The 19,820-nt window shown below is 69.0% G+C and carries 17 protein-coding genes; 13 read left to right on the forward strand and 4 right to left on the reverse strand.

What is annotated here, in order from left to right:
- The 5 genes from A5713_RS15215 to A5713_RS15235 form a co-directional block, all read left to right on the forward strand.
- Positions 1-757, forward strand: a 757-nt coding sequence (locus A5713_RS15215) for a universal stress protein (protein ID WP_197516378.1), incomplete at its 5' end; no start/stop codon positions are given.
- Between the two features lie 15 nt (positions 758-772).
- The gene (locus A5713_RS15220; RefSeq protein ID WP_156751897.1) at positions 773-2,233 is read left to right on the forward strand and encodes a bifunctional aminoglycoside phosphotransferase/ATP-binding protein; all 1,461 of its coding nucleotides are present in this window, start codon (positions 773-775) and stop codon (positions 2,231-2,233) included.
- A 99-nt stretch (positions 2,234-2,332) separates the two neighbouring features.
- Positions 2,333-3,331: an NAD(P)H nitroreductase gene (locus tag A5713_RS15225; RefSeq protein ID WP_082972968.1), complete on the forward strand. Its 999-nt coding sequence runs from the start codon at positions 2,333-2,335 to the stop codon at positions 3,329-3,331.
- Positions 3,332-3,380: 49 nt separating this feature from the next.
- Positions 3,381-4,496, forward strand: coding sequence for a 3-oxoacyl-ACP synthase III family protein (locus tag A5713_RS15230; RefSeq protein WP_068096676.1), 1,116 nt, complete (start codon positions 3,381-3,383; stop codon positions 4,494-4,496).
- Positions 4,480-5,367 (forward strand): 3-oxoacyl-ACP synthase, encoded by an 888-nt coding sequence (locus tag A5713_RS15235; RefSeq protein ID WP_068096651.1) that lies wholly within the window; start codon positions 4,480-4,482, stop codon positions 5,365-5,367. Before A5713_RS15230 ends, A5713_RS15235 begins: the two co-directional genes overlap by 17 nt.
- Before the next feature lie 88 nt (positions 5,368-5,455).
- Here the strand turns inward: A5713_RS15235 and ppsA are convergent, their stop codons facing one another.
- Positions 5,456-7,861, reverse strand: coding sequence for a phosphoenolpyruvate synthase (gene ppsA, locus A5713_RS15240; protein ID WP_068096652.1), 2,406 nt, complete (start codon positions 7,859-7,861; stop codon positions 5,456-5,458).
- Between the two features lie 247 nt (positions 7,862-8,108).
- On the opposite strand from ppsA, the gene A5713_RS15245 reads away from it, so the two are divergent.
- Positions 8,109-9,485, forward strand: coding sequence for a wax ester/triacylglycerol synthase family O-acyltransferase (locus A5713_RS15245; protein WP_068096653.1), 1,377 nt, complete (start codon positions 8,109-8,111; stop codon positions 9,483-9,485).
- On the opposite strand, the gene A5713_RS15250 is transcribed toward A5713_RS15245, so the two are convergent.
- Together A5713_RS15250 and A5713_RS15255 are read right to left on the reverse strand one after the other, a co-directional pair.
- The gene (locus A5713_RS15250) at positions 9,480-10,160 is read right to left on the reverse strand and encodes a PAS and ANTAR domain-containing protein (RefSeq protein WP_068096654.1); all 681 of its coding nucleotides are present in this window, start codon (positions 10,158-10,160) and stop codon (positions 9,480-9,482) included. The two genes, A5713_RS15245 and A5713_RS15250, sit on opposite strands and share 6 nt — an antisense overlap.
- A gap of 88 nt (positions 10,161-10,248) precedes the next feature.
- Positions 10,249-10,698 carry an Hsp20/alpha crystallin family protein gene (locus tag A5713_RS15255; protein WP_067918113.1) on the reverse strand — a complete coding sequence of 150 codons (450 nt, stop codon included), beginning with the start codon at positions 10,696-10,698 and terminating at the stop codon, positions 10,249-10,251.
- 144 nt (positions 10,699-10,842) lie between these two features.
- On the opposite strand from A5713_RS15255, the gene A5713_RS15260 reads away from it, so the two are divergent.
- From A5713_RS15260 to A5713_RS15290, 7 genes are all read left to right on the forward strand, one after another.
- On the forward strand, positions 10,843-11,220 hold the full coding sequence (locus A5713_RS15260; protein ID WP_067918087.1) for a helix-turn-helix transcriptional regulator: 378 nt from the start codon (positions 10,843-10,845) through the stop codon (positions 11,218-11,220).
- Between the two features lie 78 nt (positions 11,221-11,298).
- Positions 11,299-11,835 (forward strand): DUF1360 domain-containing protein, encoded by a 537-nt coding sequence (locus A5713_RS15265; RefSeq protein WP_068096658.1) that lies wholly within the window; start codon positions 11,299-11,301, stop codon positions 11,833-11,835.
- 287 nt (positions 11,836-12,122) lie between these two features.
- Positions 12,123-12,830, forward strand: coding sequence for a GAF and ANTAR domain-containing protein (locus tag A5713_RS15270; protein ID WP_068096660.1), 708 nt, complete (start codon positions 12,123-12,125; stop codon positions 12,828-12,830).
- A 54-nt stretch (positions 12,831-12,884) separates the two neighbouring features.
- A complete protein-coding gene (locus A5713_RS15275; protein WP_068096662.1) occupies positions 12,885-14,066 on the forward strand; it encodes a zinc-dependent alcohol dehydrogenase in 1,182 nt (393 codons plus the stop codon).
- A 69-nt stretch (positions 14,067-14,135) separates the two neighbouring features.
- Positions 14,136-16,286, forward strand: a complete 2,151-nt coding sequence (gene glgX, locus A5713_RS15280; protein ID WP_068096664.1) for a glycogen debranching protein GlgX — start codon at positions 14,136-14,138, stop codon at positions 16,284-16,286.
- A gap of 142 nt (positions 16,287-16,428) precedes the next feature.
- Positions 16,429-18,183, forward strand: a complete 1,755-nt coding sequence (locus A5713_RS15285; protein ID WP_067918081.1) for a sensor domain-containing diguanylate cyclase — start codon at positions 16,429-16,431, stop codon at positions 18,181-18,183.
- Between the two features lie 91 nt (positions 18,184-18,274).
- Positions 18,275-19,042: an SDR family oxidoreductase gene (locus A5713_RS15290; protein ID WP_082972969.1), complete on the forward strand. Its 768-nt coding sequence runs from the start codon at positions 18,275-18,277 to the stop codon at positions 19,040-19,042.
- Between the two features lie 101 nt (positions 19,043-19,143).
- Here A5713_RS15290 and A5713_RS15295 read toward each other — a convergent pair.
- Positions 19,144-19,820, reverse strand: a 677-nt coding sequence (locus A5713_RS15295; RefSeq protein ID WP_068096670.1) for an aldo/keto reductase, incomplete at its 5' end; no start/stop codon positions are given.

Here is a 19,820-nt window from a genome sequence, read left to right on the forward strand (position 1 = left end):
GGGGCAGGGCCGGATACATCGGCACGGTGGCGTTCACCATGTGGACCACGGTCAGCGGGACGTGCCGCAGGGCCGCGAGGTTCTCGAGCGGGCCGTCAAGATCGCCGAGGAGGCCGTCACCACCGACCGCAAGGTCGACGTCCGCAGCGAGCTCAGGTGCGCGCCCCCGGTGCCCACCCTGGTCGAGATGTCCAAAGAGGCCGAGATGGTCGTCGTGGGCAGCAACGGCCGCGGCGCGCTGGGCAGGCTGTTGCTGGGCTCGGTGAGCGGCAGCGTGGTGCGCAGCGCGCGCTGCCCGGTCGCGGTGATCCGCGACGAAGACCCGCTCATGGAGCATCCCCAGCAGGCCCCGGTGCTTGTGGGCATCGACGGCTCACCCGCCTCCGAGGCGGCGGTGGGCGTCGCGTTCGACGAAGCGTCGCGCCGCGGGGTCACCCTGACGGCGCTGCACGCATGGAGCGACGTCGACGTCTTCGAACTGCCCGGGGTGGACTGGTCGGCGGTGAGGGCGGAGGCCGAGCGGAGCCTGGCCGAGCAACTGGCGGGCTGGCAGGAGCGTTATCCCGACGTCACCGTGCAACGGGTCGTGGTCGCCGACCGGCCGGCCCGGCAGCTCATCGAGCAATCGGAATCGGCGCAACTCGTCGTCGTGGGCAGCCACGGCCGCGGTGGCCTGTCCGGCATGCTGCTGGGTTCGGTGAGCAACGCCGTCGTCCACTCGGTCCGCATGCCGGTGATCGTCGCGCGGCCGTCCTAGGGCCGCGCCGCCGCCGTGCCGTATCTCCATCTGCACGAAACCCACACGGGCGTCGTCATTCTCGCCGGCGACCGCGCCTACAAAGCCAAGAAGCCGGTGCTGACCGACTTTCTCGACTTCCGCGCGCCGCAGCAGCGCGAGCACGCCTGCCGCCGGGAGGTCGAGCTCAACAGCCGGCTCTCGCCCGAGAGCTACCTCGGCGTAGCGCACCTCACCGATCCGCTGGGCGGCCCGGCCGAGCCGGTCGTGGTCATGCGGCGCTACCGCGACGAGGACCGCCTCGCGCACCTGGTGGCCCACGACACCGCAGAGTCCGTGCACCGCGTGCTGGACGCGGTCGCGGCCGCGCTGGCCCGCTTCCACGAACGCGCCGAGCGCGGCGAGCGAATCGACGCCCAGGGCGAGCCCGCCGCGATCGAGCGGCGCTGGCGGGAGAACCTGTCCGAGTTGGAACGGTATGCGAACCAATCGGTTCCGGGCGTAGCCGAAAGCGAGGTAGCTCATCTGCAGCGCCTGGTCGCCCAGTTCGTCGCCGGGCGCACGCGGCTGTTCGCGCGGCGCGTCCGCGAGGGGCGCATCGTCGACGGGCACGGCGACCTGCTCGCCGATGACATCTTCTGGGTGGACGGAAAACCGGCGCTGCTGGACTGCCTGGAGTTCGACGACCGGTTGCGCTACGTCGACTGCATCGACGACGCCGCCTTCCTCGCGATGGACCTGGAGTTTCTGGGCCGCAAGGACTTCGGCGACTACTTCCTGCAGCGTTACGCCGAGCACGCGGGTCGGGCGGCGCCGCCAGCGCTGTCCGACTTCTACATCGCCTACCGGGCCGCGGTGCGGGCGAAGGTGGACTGCGTCCGCGTTTCGCAGGGCAGTCCGGGCGCGTCCGACGACGCAGCCCGCCACCTGGCAATCGCCACCCGGCACCTGCAGAGCGCCACCGTCCGGCTCGCGCTCGTCGGCGGCAACCCGGGCACGGGGAAGTCCACCGTGGCCCGCGGTCTGGCCGAATCGTTTGGGGCACAGCTCATTTCCACCGACGACGTGCGCCGGGAGCTTCGGAACTCGGGCGCCATCGCCGGTGAGCCCGGCGTGCTGAACGCCGGGCTCTACAGCCCCGGCCAGGTCGCGGTGGTCTACGAGACCACGCTGCGCCGCGCGCGGCAGTTGCTGGGCGAGGGGCACTCGGTGATCCTCGACGGCACCTGGCGCGATCCGCGGGCGCGCGACCAGGCCCACCGGCTGGCCACCGAGACGCACTCGGCGCTCGTCGAATTCGTGTGCTCGGTGACGGCCGACGTGGCGGCCGACCGGATCAGGACCAGGCCCGCGGGCAATTCGGAGGTGACCCCGGCGATCGCGGCCGCCCTGGCCGCCGGGCACGCCGACTGGGACGGCGCGCACCGGATCGACACCTCGCGGCGCCCGGACCTCGTCGCTCACGAGGCGCAGGACCTCTGGGTGCGCGCGACGTAACAGCCTCGGGAGGTTCCAACGTCCCGGCCGCCGGGGACCAACGGCCCTGCCCGCAGGCGCCGCGCGGCGCATACAGTTTGCCTCACCGAAAGCGACGAAATGGTGAAGATGGACGCGAAAGTGCCGACCGAGCAGGTCATCCGGGACGCGGTGGCGCTCGCGTGCCGCGCGCCTTCCCTGCACAACAGCCAGCCCTGGCGGTGGGTGGCCGACGGCACGAGGCTGCACCTGTGGGCCGATCCGCGCCACGCGATGCACGGCACCGACCACACCGGTCGGGAGCTGATCCTGAGCTGCGGCGCGGTCCTCGACCACCTGCGGGTCGCGATGGCCGCCGCGGGCTGGGAAAGCGTCACCGAACGTTTTCCCACCGAGGGCAGACCGGATCACCTCGCGAGCGTGGGCTTTCTGCCCGTGGAGAACGTGACGGCGCAATGCCGGCTGCGGGCCGACGCGATCCTTCGCCGCCGCACCGACCGGCTGCCCCTGGGCGCACCGAATGCGTGGCCCACGCTGCATTCTGCCCTGAGCCACGCGGTGACCCCGTACGACGTGTCGCTGGACGTGGTCGACGACGACGAGCGGCCGAGGCTGGCCGAGGCGTCGCGGCTCACCGAGCAGTTGCGCCGAAGCGATACGTCCTACCTGACCGAATTGCGTTGGTGGACCTCGCCCTTCGAAGCGAACGCCGACCACGTGCCCGAAAGCGCTCTGCTGTCCAGTTCCGAGGCCGCGCGCGTCGACATCGCACGCGCGTTCCCGCCGGCGGGCGGGGGCCACCGCCGCGCCGCGATCGAGGCGGACCACTCCAAGATCGTGGTCCTGTCCACCCAACACGACGATGCGCCGCCCGAAGTGCTGCGCTGCGGTGAGGCGCTGTCGGCGGTGCTGCTCGAATGCACTCTGGCCGGCATGGCCACCTGCACGCTGACCCACATGACGGAGATGTCGCTGAGCCGCGACATCATCAGGCGGATCACCGGCGGCTCGGGCCAGCCGCAGCTGCTGATCCGGGTCGGCCGGTCACCGGCCAAGGACCCGCACGCGAAGCCCACTGCCCGGCGCCCGGTGACCGAAATCCTCGAGATGCGTGGGTGACCGACATGCCCAGGACTACGGCAAGGACGAAGCCAAGGAGGTGCCATCGATGACTCGGCACTGGCTGGTGATGGAAACAACCGGGGAAGCGGCCGGGGAAGGTCCTGAGGCCCCCTTCGTCGCGCGGGTCGCGGCCGCGGGCCGGCATCTGCCCGGAACCCACCTGACGACCGACGAGCTGATGGCGTCGACCCGCCACCACACCCACATCGACCTGGAACGGCTGACCGGGATCCGCGAACGCCGGGTGTCGGTGGGCGACGAGGATTCCTACACCCTGGCCAGCTCGGCGGCGCTGAACTGCCTGGCCACCGCGCAACAGGACCCGGCGGCGCTGGACGTGGTGATCAGCTGCAGCATCACCAAGTTCCGCGACGGGCTGACCCAGTGGCTCGAGCCGACCATGAGCAGCGCCGTGGCGCGCGGGATCGGGGCGGTGAACGCGATGACGTTCGACGTGTCCAACGCGTGCGCCGGAATGCTCACGGGCGTGACGATTTTGAACAACTGGATCCGCCAGGGCGTCGTCGAGCGCGGGCTGGTCGTCAGCGGCGAGTACATCTCGCAGCTTTCCAACAACGCCGCCCGACACATCCGCAACATCATGAGCAAGGAGCTGGCCTGCCTGACCCTGGGCGATGCCGGCGCGGCGCTGCTGCTCGAGCGGGCGCCGGCCGGTTCGGCCGGCATCGCCCTGGCGGGCTTCACCACCGTCGCCGACTACAGCCGGCTCTGCCTGGCGTATCCGCAGGGGGACGACCCCGGCGCGCGGATGTTCACCAACTCCCGCGCCATCCAGAAGGCCGCGATCGCCAACACCCCGCTGCTGTTGAGCGAAGTGCTTGACACCGTTGGTCTTTCGATCCATGACATCGACCACGTCATCACCCACCAGACGTCAGCGCGCGCCATCCGCAAGGGAATGGCCCGGATGTCGGAGGTGTTCGGCGACAGCCCGCGCCACGACGCGGTGATCACCGTCGACCGCTACGGGAACACCGCCTCCACGACCCACACGGTGGCGCTCGTCGAGGAACTCGAGGCCGGGCGGATCAAGCCCGGGGAGCGAATCGCGTTGCTGGCGTTGGCCTCCGGGCTGGAGATCGGTGTGGTCTTGTTGACCCTGGACGAGGATGTGGTGAGCCGCTATGGGCACGGTGATTGATCGGATCGACGTCTCGCATCCGCGGCTGCGGGGGCGCCACAGCGCGTTGCACCTGGCCGTCGTCGCAGCCAAGGACTGCCTGAAGCGGGCCGGATGCGAGGCTAAAGACCTCGACCTCGTCGTCAATGCCGGCATCTACCGCGACCGCAACCTCGGTGAGCCGGCGCTCGCCGCGCTGATCCAGGACGACATCGGCGCCAACCCGGAGGACCCGCACGCCGGCGCCCACGGCACCTTCTCCTTCGACATCGCCAACGGCACGTGCGGGCTGCTGACGGCGCTGCAGATCGTCGACGGGTTCATGCGCAGCCGCGCCATCCGGCGCGCGCTGGTGGTCGCCAGCGACGCCGACCCCGGGCACGGGATGAGCGAGCACTTCGGCTTCTCGGCCGCCGGCGCGGCGATGCTGTGCGGCTGGTCCGACGACGACTACGGTCTCAGCCGGGTCTCCTGGGTGAACGATCCGAGTGAAGACGGTGACGAAACCTTCACCGCCACGGTGGGTTTCGCCGATTCCCGCAACGTCCTGCGCTTCTCTCAGTCGGCGGCGATGGACGAGCGGTTCGCCGCGGCGGCCGGGCGGGCGGTGTCGGCGTGCCTTGCCGAGCAGTCGGTGCGGCTGTCCGACGTCGACGCGATCGTCGCTGCCCCCGCCCGGGCCGGATACCGCAGCGCACTGGGCGCCCGGCTGGGCGTGCCGGTCGAGTCGATCAGCGTCGCCGACGACGAACGCATGCACACCGCCGCCCTGGCCGCCGCGTTCGGGCGGCGGGCCGAGCGGTTGCCGGCGGGCGCGCGGGTTCTGTTCGTCGCGGCGGGGGCCGACGTCGTCGCCGGCGCCGCCCTCTATCGCCAGCCGCCGCGCGGGTGAATGCTGAGCCAGGCCGCGCCGAGATTGCGCTCAGGGTCGTGAATGCTCACGATCTTCAGCCCTGAAGGCAATCTCGACGCTCAGTCGATTACTGCAGTTGCACCGCGCGCTCGAGGTCCAGGATCTGCCGAGTGGTCTTGACCACCACGTCGGGGTTCAGGCTGATCGAGTCGATGCCGCATCGAACCAGGAACTCGGCCATATCGGGGTAGTCCGACGGTGCCTGACCGCACAACCCGGAGTGGATCCCGTTGCGCCGGCAGCCCTCCACGGCCAGGCGGATCATCTCCTTGACGCCCTCGTCGCGTTCGTCGTAGTCGAAGGCCACGATCTCGCTGTCCCGGTCGACGCCGAGGGTCAGCTGGGTGAGGTCGTTGGACCCGATGGAGAACCCGTCGAAGCGCTTGGCGAATTCGTCGATCAGGATGACGTTGTTGGGGATCTCGCACATCGCGTACACCTTGAGCCCGTTCTCCCCGCGGCGCAGACCGTGTTTGGCCATCTCCGCCAGGACCAGGTCCGCCTCGGCCACCCGGCGCACGAACGGCAACATCAGCACGACGTTGGTCAGCCCCATCTGTTCGCGCACCCGCTTCATCGCCCGGCACTCCAGCGCGAATCCCTCGGCGTAGGCGGGGTGCGCATAGCGCGAGGCGCCGCGGAAGCCGATCATCGGGTTGCTCTCGGCCGCTTCGAAGTCGCTGCCGCCGACCAGGCTGGCGTACTCGTTGGTCTTGAAGTCCGACATCCGCACGACGACGGGCTTGGGCCAGAAGGCGGCGGCGATGGTGCCGATCCCTTCCGACAGGCGCTCCACAAAGAATTCGGCGCCGTCGGAATAGGCGTACGTCAGCGTGTCGATGGTCCGCCGGGCCTCGGGATCGTCCACCCGGTCGGGGTGGAGCAGGGCCAGCGGGTGCACCCGGATGTATTCGCTGATGATGAACTCCATCCGGGCCAGCCCCACGCCGTCGTTCGGCAAGAACGACGTCTTGAACGCCAGATCCGGGTTGCCGAGGTTGAGCATGATCTCGGTGTGCGGGCGCTCCTGGTCGGACACCTCGGTGCGGTCGACGCGAAAGCCCACCTCGCCGCGGTAAACCCGCCCCGTGTCGCCCTCCACGCACGACACCGTGACGACCTCGCCGTCGGGCACGCGCGTGGTGGCGTTGCCCGCGCCGACGACGGCGGGGATGCCGAGCTCGCGGGCGATGATCGCCGCGTGGCAGGTGCGCCCGCCGCGGTTGGTGACGATGGCCGCGGCGATCTTCATGATGGGTTCCCAGTCGGGCGTGGTGATGTCGGCGACCAGCACGTCGCCGGGCTGGAACTCAGACAGCTTCCCGAGGTTGTCCATCCGCCTGGCGGTGCCCGTGGCGACCTTCTCGCCGACCGAGCGGCCCTCGGCGAGTATCTCCTTGTGCTCGCCGCCCTTGCCCTCGAGCACGTAGCTTTCGAGCACCGTCTGGCTGCGCTGGGAGGCCGCGGTTTCGGGGCGCGCCTGGACGATGTAGAGCCGCCCGTCGAGACCGTCCTTGGCCCATTCGATGTCCATCGGCCGTCCGTAGTGCCCCTCGATGGCGCACGCGTAGCCGGCCAGCTCGAGAACGTCGTCGTCGGTGACGCAGAACCGGGCCCGGTCGGCCCTCGGCGTGGGGATGTTGCGGGTGGTGTTCTTCGTCTCGCCCTCGACGAAGATCATCTTGACCGCCTTGTCCCCGATCAGCCGGCGCAGCACCGCCCGGTGGCCGGCCTGATACGTCGGCTTGTGGACGTAGAACTCGTCGGGGTCGACGGCGCCCTGGACCACGTTCTCGCCGAGCCCGTAGGCGCCGGTGATGAATACGACGTCGTGGAAGCCGGATTCGGTGTCCAGGGTGAACATCACCCCCGACGAGGCGAGGTCGGAGCGCACCATCTTCATGACGCCGATCGACAGCGCCACCTTGAAGTGGTCGAAGTCCTGGTCGATCCGGTAGTGGATGGCCCGGTCGGTGAACAGGCTGGCGAAACACCGGCGGCAGGCGTCCAGCAGGCTCTCGGTGCCCTTGATGTTGAGGAAGGTCTCCTGCTGGCCGGCGAAGCTGGCGGTCGGCAGGTCTTCGGCGGTCGCCGAGCTGCGCACGGCCAGGCTGACGTCTTCGCCGTATTCCTGCTGAAGCTGCCGGTAGGCGGCCGTGATCTCGGCGGTGAGCTCAGGGGGAAGCCCTGCGCCGTAGACGATTTCGCGGGCGAGCTTGCCCTTGCGTGCCAGCGCGGTGACGTCGTTGGGGTCGAGGTCGTCGAGCGCGGCGTGCAGCGCGTCCCAGGCGCCGGCGCTGTCCAGCACGTGCCGGTAGGCCTCGGCGGTGATCGCGAACCCATGCGGGACCCGCACGCCCTGTCCGGTCAACTTCTGGAACATCTCGCCCAGCGAGGCGTTCTTCCCGCCGACCAGCGGGACGTCGGAGATGCCGATCTCTTCGAAGAAGCGGACATAGGTGAAATCGCTCATGGTGTTCTTCCTCCGGTGGGTTGCATCGCGTCGTAGAAGCGGCAGCAGATCGATCTCGATCGGTCCGGCAGTGCGGTCGGGTCGGTGCGGGACGCGGCTGCGAAAGCATCTGCCGCGCTGCTCAATTGCTTTCCCGTCACCCCCTCACGATATGGCCGGGGGCGCGCCGCCACAGCCGCCGTTCGACCTCAGTAGTTGGGGACTTACGGCCCTGCCAGCGGGGCATTGCGGCGCGGAAAGTAGCACCATGGAGCAACTGACCGCCCTGGACGCCGGTTTCCTGGAGGTCGAGGACTCCGATCCCCACGTCAGCCTGGCGGTGGGCGCGGTGTCGATCGTGGAGGGACCGGCTCCGACGTACAAAGAGTTCGCCGCGTCGTTTGCCGAACGGGTCGAGACGATCCCGCGCTGCCGGCAGGTCCTGCGGACCCACCCACTCGACCTGCGGCCGCCGGAGTGGGTGGACGACCCCCGCTTCGACCTCGGGCGCCACCTGCACCGGGTCGCGCTGCCGCACCCCGGCGGCGACGCGGAGCTGTTCGACATGATCGCCACGCTGATGGAACACCGGCTCGATCGGGAGCGCCCGCTGTGGGAATGCTGGATCATCGAGGGGCTCGGCAAGGGCCGGTGGGCGGTGCTGACCAAGATCCACCACTGCATCGCCGACGGCATCGCGACCACCCAGCTGCTGGCGAAGTTCAGCGACGACGGCGACGAGGACAGCTTTGCCGCCGACGTCGGCGCCGCGAAGAAGCCCGCGCATCCCGATGCGCCGAAGGTGAGCCTCAACCCCTTGAGCTGGGTCGGCGGAATCGGTCGGAGCGCGTTCGGCGCGGTGGCCGCGGCCGAACACGCGGCGATCGGGGTGGCCGAGCTGGCGGCCGGCCTGCTGCACCCCGCCCCGGAGTCGTCGCTGCACGGGTCGGTCACCACGATGCGGCGGTACAGTGCCGCACGCGTCGGGCTGGCAGACATGAACAAGGTCGCCCGGGCATTCGACGTCACGCTGAACGACGTTGCGTTGGCGGCGATCACACACAGCTATCGGGCGATCCTGCTGGCGCGCGGGGAGCAGCCCGGCCCGGATTCCCTGCGCACCCTGGTTCCCGTCTCGGTGCGCGCGGTCGACCATTTCCATGTCGCGGGTAACCGGGTCTCGGCGATGCTGCCGTTGCTGCCGGTCGACGAGCCCGATCCGGTGCAGCAGCTCAAGCTCGTGCACCACCGGCTCGCCCGCGCCAAGGCGAGTGGCCAGAGCGAGGGCGGCAGCGCGGTGGTGGTGGCAGCCAAGCGCACCCCATTTGCGTTGTCCGCGTGGGCGATTCGGTTGCTGTCCCGGTTGCCTCAGCGGGCGGTGGTCGCGTTGGCGACCAACGTGCCCGGCCCGCGCAGCCGCCAGCGGCTGATGGGCCGCCGGGTGCTGGAGCTGCTGCCGATTCCGCCGATCGCGCTGCAGGTGCGCACCGGCATCGCGATGCTCAGCTACGCCGACACGTTCGTCTTCGGGATCACCGCCGACTACGACACCGCCCCGGACATCGACACGCTCGCCACCGGCATCGAGAAGGGCATGGGCCATCTCGCCGCCGCCGCCCGTGGCCGGCGCCGCAAGTCGTCATGACCCGTCGGCGGGGGCGATGCGTTGGTGTGCGGTGAGCATCAGGTGGTCGAACTGCGCCTGGGCGTTGGGGGGCAGGCCGGCGCCGCGGAAGTCTTGCGCGATCTGCTCGGCGAGCGCCCGCAGCTTGATATTCGCTTCCTGCGAAAGCCATTTGAGCAACTCGAAGGCCGCGCTTTCGCCGATGCCGTAGACCAGCATCAGCATGCCCTTGGCCTGTTCGATGCCGGCCCGGTTCTCGCTGATCTCGGCCAGCCTGGCGCTGACAAGCTCCTCGTTCGCCTGTCCCGGGGCCGGTGAGACGTCGATATAGAAGCCCTGCGTTCCGACCACGTCGCCGTCGTCGTCGAAGAACCGGTCGCCCACCACGACGACCTGGCGCACGTTGCCGGCGGTGTCGATGATGCGATGGCGGGTGCTGAACGCCTGGCGGGTGTTGACGATCTGATCGATGGTGGCCGCGACCTGCCCGCGGTCGTCCGGATGCTTGTGCGAGAGCACCAGTTCGGTGGTGGGGGTGACGGTCCCGGGCTCGTAGCCGTGCATCCGTTGGACCTGCTCCGACCACTCCCAGCGCTGGTCGGCGAAGTAGAAGCGAAACCAGCCGGCCGGTTGGGCGGCGCCGCCGGCCAACGCCCGTTCGACGTCAGCCGTTTGCCCGTCGAGTTCCCACTTCATGTCGCACCTGGTCTCCCTTGGGACCGTTGAGCAGGGGCGGGGCGGCGGCCGGTGTGCCCGGCACGACCCGGGCCGCCGCCCGCCCTCGTCAGGCGTTGATGACCTCGTGCTGCTTGGCGTTTTCGTCGATGGCCGTCTGCGCGCCGCCGTGCTCGACGGTGATCTTGCGCGGCTTGGCCCGTTCGGCGACCGGAATGCGCAGGCGCAGAACGCCTTCGCGGTAGGATGCCTCGATCTTGTCGGTATCGAGGTTCTCTCCGAGGACCAGTTGCCGGCTGAAGACTCCGCGCGGCCGCTCGGTGGCCAGCATCTCGCGGTCGGGGTCCAGGCCGGGCCGCTCGGCGCGCACGGTCACCACGTTGCGCTCGATGTCGATGTCGAGCGAGTCGACCTTGATGCCCGGGAGGTCGAACTCGACGACGAACTCCTCGCCCTGGCGCCAGGCGTCCATCGGCATCACCGCCGGCCGGGCGGCCGTGCCGAACGCCTGCTGGGTAAAGCGGTCGAGGTCACGGAAGGGGTCGCTACGCATCAGCATGGTGGTCACCTCTCACTCCGATCTGGGTTGTGGTCTGGCAATTACCTATGTCTAATGACATAGATTTCTTATAGCACTGTCGACACTATGTCGCAAGTGTGATAAATAGATTTTCTGAGCCAGCTAGCTTCGAGGAGACGCGTGATGACCGACCAACGCGGCGATTCCGGCGCCCCGGCGTCCGATCACGGCGTGTACGGCATCTCGGTGGCCGCCGAGCTTTCGGGCATCGCGGTGCAGTCGTTGCGCCTGTACGAACGCCATGGTCTGATCACGCCGGCGCGCAGCGACGGCGGCACCCGGCGCTACAGCGCCGACGACCTGGCCCGGCTCAAGCGCATCAGTGAGCTCGTCGACGCCGGCGTCAACCTGGCCGGGATCGCCCGCATCCTCGACCTCGAGGACCACAACGCGTCGCTGTCGGCGGCCAACACCGACCTGCGGTCCACCAACCGGACGCTGCGCAACGCCGTCCGGGGCGCGAGGTTCACCGGCGCCGCCGCCGGTGAACAGGGTGTCTGACCGCCCCGCGGGTCCACCGATTGCACGCACCGCCACCGGGTATCCAGCCTGCTGTGCCCCTGAGGTGAAGGAGATGCAATGGCAGACGTGGCGGAAGCCAAGACCCAGGTGGTCGACGGCGCACGGCGCGAGGCGGACGCGTATCGCGGTGAGGCGTCCCGGCCGCTGGGCGGCTACGTGGCGGTGTTGGTGATCTACAGCGCCGTGGTGGCCATCGCGACCGCCGCCGCGCTGCTCAGCGGGCGCACGCTACCGAATCGCTGGCGAATCCAGGACTTGGTCACGGTGACCCTGGGCACCCACAAGCTCTCCCGCACCCTGACCAAGGACGCGGTGACGAGCCCGCTGCGCGCGCCGTTCACGCGCTATGCGGGCACCGGCGGGCCGGCGGAGGTCATGGAGGAGGTCCGCGACGAAAGCCCGCTCCGGCACAGCCTGGGGGAGCTGCTGACCTGTCCGTTCTGCCTGGATATGTGGGTGGCGACCGGCTTCGCGATCGGCCTGGTGTTCGCGCCGCGGTTCACCCGCCTGATCGCGGGCGTCTTCACGGTGCTGGCCGGCGCCGACTTCCTGCAGCTGGTGTACGCGAAGGCCCAGCAGTCGGCCGAAGGCTGACCGGTCCTCGACACCGACGGCGGTGGCCGGCGAATTCGGTAGTTGTGGCGAAAAATGTTTATTGCCAGCGCATTACGTGTATGCAGTGCTGCTGCCGAACCAAGCAGAGTGATTGGCGTGGGAGGTTGCGCTTCGCTAATTGGCCGATAGACTACGCTTGGTGGGTTGACACACCGAACTCACGTTTTCAACGATCGAACCTGCGAGGCGTGGCTCTCGAAAAGAAGTGTGCCCTAATTCGCCCCTTGGGCGGTCACCCAGGGGGCAGACGTTCGAAGGGGGATGCTATGCAGAACGGCAGTGCGGTGGTGGTCGCCCAGCTCGCCGAGATGGTGTCGAACCTCGAACGCCGGGAAATCGACACCGCGGCAGGGCTCAACGAACTCATCGGCAACGGCGTTCTGCATGTGGTGGGCTCGCAGTACGCGGGGATCACCCTCGCCGAGCGCAGTAAGTCCGTCACCAACGTGGCCGCCACGCACCGTTACCCGGTCCTGTTGGACGAGATCCAGAACCGGTACGCGGAGGGGCCGTGTGTGGAGGCCGCCTGGCGTCACCACGTGATGCACGTCGAGGACCTCAGCGAAGAACAGCGGTGGCCGCGCTATCGGCGGCATGCGCTGGAGCAGACCCCCATCCGATCAATCCTGTCCTACGAGTTGTTCGTCGACCGCGGCAGCATGGCCGCGCTCAACTTCTACGCCGACGCCCCGCACGCGTTCCCCGACGACTCGCTGGAGCTCGGCGCCGTTTACGCCACCCACATCGCGCTGGCGTGGTCGATGTTGCGGCGCCAGGACCAGTTCCGCAGCGCACTGGCATCGCGGGACATGATCGGCCAGGCCAAGGGAATCATCATGGAGCGCTTCAACCTCGACGCCATCGAGGCGTTCGAACTGCTCACCCGCCTCTCGCAACAGTCCAACACCAGGCTCATCGACATCGCCCAGGGACTCGTCGACAGCGAGCATCCACTCAAGCGCTGTCACGGCTAGCGGGCCGCATCGGCCCGAGTTTCGCGCCCGCCCAGGCGGGTATGTGCCATCCTCATGAAAGCTGTCACGTGGCACGGCAAGCGCGACGTGCGGGTGGAGTCGGTGCCCGATCCGAAGATCGAGAAGCCCACCGACGCCATCATCGAAGTCACGTCGACCAATATCTGCGGATCCGATCTGCATCTGTACGAGATCCTCGGGGCTTTCATGAAGCCCGGCGACATCCTGGGGCACGAACCCATGGGAATCGTGCGCGAGGTCGGCGGCGAGACGGGCGACCTGCGGGTCGGGGACCGCGTCGTGATCCCGTTCCAAATCTCTTGCGGCAGTTGCTACATGTGCGACCACCAGCTCTACACCCAATGCGAGACGACCCAGGTGCGCGAGCAGGGCATGGGCGCCGCGCTGTTCGGCTACTCGGAGCTCTACGGCGAAGTCCCCGGTGGGCAAGCCGAGTTGCTGCGCGTCCCTCAGGCGCAGTTCACCCACATCAAAGTCCCTGTGGGACCGCCAGATTCGCGATTCGTCTATCTGTCCGACGTGCTGCCCACCGCGTGGCAGGCGGTGGCCTACGCCGACATCCCTGACGGCGGCACGGTGACGGTGCTCGGCCTGGGGCCCATCGGCGACATGGCCGCGCGCATCGCAGATCATCTCGGCTACCGGGTGTTGGCCGTCGACCTGGTGGCCGAACGCCTGGGACGCGCCGCGCAACGCGGTATTCACACCATCGACCTGGGGCGGCTGGATTCCTCGCTGGGCGACGCGATCCGGGACCTGACCGACGGGCGCGGCTCCCACTCCGTCATCGACGCTGTGGGCATGGAAGCGCACGGTTCCCCGGCGGCCCGGCTGGCCCAGCAGGCCACCGGCCTGCTGCCCGACGTCTTCGCCAGGCGGCTCATGCAGACGGCGGGGGTGGACCGGCTCAGTGCGCTGTATTCGGCAATCGACATCGTGCGCCGCGGCGGCACGATATCGCTGATCGGGGTGTACGGCGGGATGGCGGACCCGTTGCCGATGCTCACCCTGTTCGACAAGCAGGTGACGCTGCGGATGGGCCAGGCGAACGTGAAGAGGTGGGTGGACGACATCATGCCGCTGCTCACCGACGACGACCCCCTCGGCGTCGACACATTCGCCTCCCACGTGCTGCCGCTCGACGCGGCCCCGCACGCGTACGAGATCTTCCAGAAGAAGCAGGACGGGGCGGTCAAGGTCATCCTCAGGCCCTGAAAATCGTTGGGGTGCAATCTCTTCCGCGCGACCGTTTGGGGGTGGCGCGGGTAGGGTATTGATTGCGCCATGACCTCCGCAGAAACACCCGCCCCCACGCCCACCGGAGAGGTGTGGCCGGGCCGGGCCTATCCCCTGGGCGCGACCTACGACGGTGCGGGCACCAATTTCGCCGTGTTCAGCGAAGTGGCCGAACGGGTGGAGTTGTGCCTGTTCGACGCCGACGGCACCGAGAGCCGGGTCCTTTTGCCCGAGGTCGACGGTTACATTTGGCACGCCTACATCCCCAACATCGAACCCGGTCAGCGTTACGGCTACCGCGTGCACGGCCCGTACGACCCGCAGAACGGCCTGCGGTGCAACCCGAACAAGCTGCTGGTGGACCCGTATTCGAAGGCCATCGACGGCTCGTTCGAGTGGGATCAGGCCCTGTTCAGCTACAACTTCGGCGATCCGGACAGCCGCAACGACGACGACTCGGCCGCGTTCATGCCCAAGTCGGTGGTGATCAACCCCTACTTCGACTGGGGCAACGACCGGCCGCCGGACCACCAGTATGCCGACACGGTCATCTACGAGGCGCACGTCAAGGGCCTGACGCAGACCCACCCCGACATCCCCGAGCAGCAGCGCGGCACCTACGCGGCCGTGGCACACCCGGTGATCATCGAGCACCTCAAGAGCATCGGCGTCACCGCCATCGAGCTGATGCCGGTGCACCACTTCGCCAACGACTCCACCCTGGTGGACAAGGGCCTCTCGAATTACTGGGGTTACAACACGATCGGCTTCTTCGCGCCCGACTTCAAGTACTCTAGCTCCGCGTCACCGGGCGGCCAGGTGCAGGAGTTCAAGGCGATGGTGCGCGCGCTGCACGAGGCCGGCATCGAGGTCATCCTCGACGTCGTCTACAACCACACGGCCGAGGGCAACCACATGGGCCCGACGCTGTCGTTCCGCGGCATCGACAACGCCGCGTACTACCGGCTGGTCGACGACGACAAGCGCTACTACATGGACTACACCGGCACCGGCAACAGCCTCAACGTCGGGCACCCGCACGCGCTGCAGCTGATCATGGACTCGCTGCGCTACTGGGTCACCGAGATGCACGTCGACGGCTTCCGGTTCGATCTGGCCTCGACGCTGGCCCGCGAGTTCTACGACGTGGACCGCCTGGCGACGTTCTTCGAACTCGTGCAACAGGATCCGACGGTGAGCCAGGTCAAGCTGATCGCCGAACCCTGGGACGTCGGGCCGGGTGGTTACCAGGTCGGCAACTTCCCACCGCAATGGACGGAATGGAACGGCAAGTACCGCGATGCCGTCCGCGACTTCTGGCGCGGCGAGCCGTCGACGCTCGACGAGTTCGCCTACCGGCTGTCCGGGTCCGCCGACCTCTACGAGCACACCGCGCGCCGGCCGGTGGCCTCGATCAACTTCGTCATCGCCCACGACGGCTTCACGCTGCGTGACCTGGTGTCCTACAACGAGAAGCACAACGAGGCCAACGGCGAGGACAACAACGACGGCGAGAGCCACAACCGGTCGTGGAACTGCGGCGCGGAAGGGCCGACGGATGACCCGGACGTCAACGCGCTGCGCGCCCGCCAGCAGCGCAACTTCCTGACCACGCTGCTGCTGTCGCAGGGTGTGCCGATGATCTGCCACGGCGACGAGCTGGGCCGCACCCAGAACGGCAACAACAACGGCTACTGCCAGGACAACGAGCTCACCTGGATCGACTGGGCGAAAGCCGACAACGGCCTGCTGGAGTTCACCCGGCTGGTGTCGGCGCTGCGCGGCAACCATCCGGTCTTCCGCCGGCGCCGGTTCTTCTCCGGAAAGCCGCTGGGCCGCCGGGGTCAGGACGGGCTGCCCGACATCGCCTGGTTCACCCCCGAGGGCACCGAGATGACCGAGGAGGACTGGGGCGCGGGGTTCGCGAAATCCGTCACCGTGTTCCTCAACGGGCACGGCATCCCCGACCGCGACGCGCGGGGGCAGCGGGTGCTCGACGACTCGTTCCTGCTGTGCTTCAACGCTCACTACGAGCCGATCGAATTCACTTTGCCGGCAAAGGAATTCGGCGCCGCTTGGCAGCTCGTGGTGTTCACCGGCCCCGACGAGGAGACGCCCGCGGAGGAAGTGCCCGGGGGAGGCACCTTCACCGTGGACGCGCACACCGCCGTGGTGTTGCAGGCCCCCGACGGGGCCTGACCCGCACCGGCGGCGCGCCGCGGCGATCGTGCGCGAGCGGTGACCTTTCGCCCACAGATTGGTTACCTTGTGCCCTCCGCCGCCGGCCGCCCCTTCCCGCACACTGTCGGTTGCACCGCCGCGGGGGAGGAAGGGGCAGCCGATGGACAAGTCGAGCCCCGACTCGTGTCTGAACGACGTGGCCTGGTGCAGGCGGATCGCCCTGCTGGTGGTGTTTGCCCTTGCCGCCCTGACCTGGGTGGGCTGGACGACCGGCATCGACCGGCTGACCCGGATCGACCCGGCCTGGCCGCAGATGATGCCATGGACTTCGTTGTGGCTGGTAGGGCTGGCTGCGGCGATCCTGCTCCAGTCCGGTCGCCCCTCGCGGGGGCGGGTGTGGGCCGGGCGGGGCCTCGCCCTGGCGGTAGGGGCCCTTGCGGCCGTCACCGTCGTGGAGTACGTCATCGGCAGGCCGTCGACCGGCCTGGACCTGGTGTGGTTCTCCGACGCGGTGCGCGCGTCGCAACAGACGTGGCCGGGGCGCCCCAGCGCGCAAACGACGTCGTCGGTCCTGCCCCTGGCGGCCGCGGCGGCATTGATTCGCGTGGATCGCGGAACCCGCGTGGTCTGGCCCGCGTGCATGGCGGCCGGCGCGCTCATCCCATTCGTCACGGTCGGGGCCTACCTGTTCGGCGCGTTGGCGCTGGTGGGCTTCTCGCCGTCGACCGGCCAGGCGCTCATGACGGCCGTGGCCCTGCTGCTGCTCGGCGCCGCGACAACGCTGGCACGCCCCGACCGGTCTCCGGTCGCCTGGCTGCTCGCCCGGCCCGACAAGAAGACGCTGCTGCGGCTGGCGGTCCTGCTCGCCGCGCTTCCGGTCGTCGTCGCGCTGTCGCGGCCCTTCTTCCTGCGGCTTCGTCTGGGCGAGCACGCGGACTGGACGTTTTCCATACTGCTGGGCACGGCCGTCGTCGGGGCGATCACGTTCTTCTTCATTCAGCGCGAACAGAAACTGTTGATTGAGAAGGAGCTGGTCAGCAAGGAACGCGCCGACGCCGAGGCGCGCTACCGCCTCATCGCCGACAATGCGGTCGACGTCATCGTCCACCTCCGCGGCGAGGACGTCGCGTGGATCTCACCGTCGGTTGAGGCCGCGTTCGGCGGGCCACCCGAACACTGGACCGGTGCACAATTCAGCCGCCAGATCCACCGTGATGACCGCGATGCGATCGTGTCGGCGTTGCAGCGGATCGCCGGCGGTGCATCGGTCCTGCAACGGTTCCGGATCCGCTCCACCGACGGCAGTTTCCACTGGGTCGACGGCCACGGGAAGCCGTATGTCGACGCCGACGGCAGGACCGACGGACTGATCGCCTCGCTGCGCATCGTCGACGATCAGGTCGAGGCCGAGCAGCGACTCGAACGGCTGGCCCGGTTCGACACCCTGACCGGCCTGGTGAACCGGGCCGAGGCCATCGGCCGGCTCGCCGCGGCGCTGGAGCAACCGCGACCGCCGGGAATGTATGTCGGCGTGTTGTTCTGCGACGTAGACCATTTCAAGGACATCAACGACACGTGGGGACACGGCATCGGCGACTTCGTACTCGCGACCTTGGCCGCGCGGGTTCGCGGCAGCGTTCGACGCGGAGACACCGTCGGCCGGACGGGCGGCGACGAAATGCTGGTCCTGTTGCCCGGCGTCCGCAGCATCGACGAGCTCACCCAGGTGGCCGAAAAGATTCGTTGCCGTGCCGCCGAACCCATTTATGTCTCCGGCAAGGCGCTGTACGCGACGCTGAGCATCGGCGCCACCCTCGCCCTGCCCGGTGACTCCGTCGACGCGGTCACGGCCCGGGCGGACACGGCCATGTACCAGGCCAAGTTCGGCGACCGGAACACCGTCGTCCGGAATTGAGCAGCCCAACCATCACCGCGTGACGGGCGATATCCGGTAGGTTCTTGCCGACGGCAGCTCGTTACAAGAGAGGGCAAATATGTCAAGGACAGTGGTGGTGGGCGCCTCGAGCGGACTCGGTCGTTGCATCGGCGTGGGCCTCGCCCAGCGCGGCGACCAGGTCGCCCTGTTGGCCCGGCGCCGCGATCGGATCGAGGCGGCGGCCAGGGAGGCCGGCCCGGGCGCGATCGCCATCGAATGCGACGTCACCGACGAGGCGTCGTGCCGGTCTGCGATCGCCGCCGCGGCCGACGCCCTGGGCGGCATCGACAACGTCGTCTACACCCCCGCCGTCGGCCCGCTGGTCCGCATGGTCGACACCGACGCCGCGACCTGGCGGCGCATCTTCGACACCAACGTCATCGGCGCCGCGCTGGTGACGGCCGCGGCGGTGCCGCACCTGACGGTCTCCGCGGGCAAGGCCGTCTACCTGTCCTCCGACGCCGGCACGTTCGGGCCGCCGTGGCCGGGCCTCGGCGCGTACGGCGTCAGCAAGGCGGCCCTCGAGCGGATGGTCGACGCCTGGCGGGCCGAACACCCCGACATCGGCTTCACCACCCTGATCGTCGGCGAATGCCCGGGTGGCGAGGGGGACGCGGCCACGGGAATGAACATCGGCTGGGACATGGACCTTGCGATGAAGGCCGTGCCGCTGTGGGCCTCCCGCGGCTGCATGCCCGGCAAGCTGATGCCGGTCGAGGACCTCATCGACGTGGTGCACACCATCCTGCGGACCAACGCCGCGACCTCGATGCCGGTGGTGGTGGCCAGGGGCGCGCCCGCCAGCCCCGCCGCGTTCGCCGATTCCGCCCAGTCCTAACGGGTCCGCGGGTCTGCGCGTCCGCGCCGCCGCGCCGAGATTGCCGTGGTGGCTGTTCTCGAGCGCCTGGCCACAGCCCTGACGGCAACCTCGGCGCGAAACTAGCGGCCCAGCTTCTCCCGGACCAGGTCGGTCAGGAAACGCCCGGCCGAGACCGGCCGGAAGGCGCGGGCCGCCCCGGTGAGCGCCTCACGGGCGTCCGCCGGCAGTTCGACGTCGGCGGCGGCGACGTTGAATTCGAGCTGCTCGACGCTGGACGCGCCGGGGATCGCGACGACCCCCGGATGACTGATCAGCCACGCCAGCGCCACCTGAGCCGGTTTGGCACCGACGGTGGTCGCCACGTCGCGCAGCGTCTGCAACAGCGGCTCGACGCGGCGCAGGTTCTCCGTGCCGAACAACGAATTCAGCGCCCGGATGCCACCGGGCCGGTTGTCCAGGCCGTACTTGCCGCCCAGCAGCCCCTGCTCGAGCGGGCTGTAGGCGATCACGATGCGGTTCTCCCGCTCGGCGAAGGGCACCAGATCCTCCAGCGGCCCGCCGTGCGCCAGCGAGAAGTGCACCTGGTTGCTGACGACCGGCCGGCCGAGCGCGGCGTCGGCCTTCCGCCACCGCTCCAGCGAGTAGTTGGAGACGCCGACCGCGCCGATCTTGCCGCTGTCGAGCAGGTCGCGCATGCCCGGCATGATCACGGTGTCGGGGACCAGTGGATTGGATTGGTGGATCTGGTAGAGCGGGATGCGGTCCAGGCCCAGCCGTCGCGCGCTGGCGCGCTCGC

It is taken from the genome of Mycobacterium sp. E2497, from assembly GCF_001668695.1.
In the GTDB taxonomy this organism is placed as follows: domain Bacteria; phylum Actinomycetota; class Actinomycetes; order Mycobacteriales; family Mycobacteriaceae; genus Mycobacterium.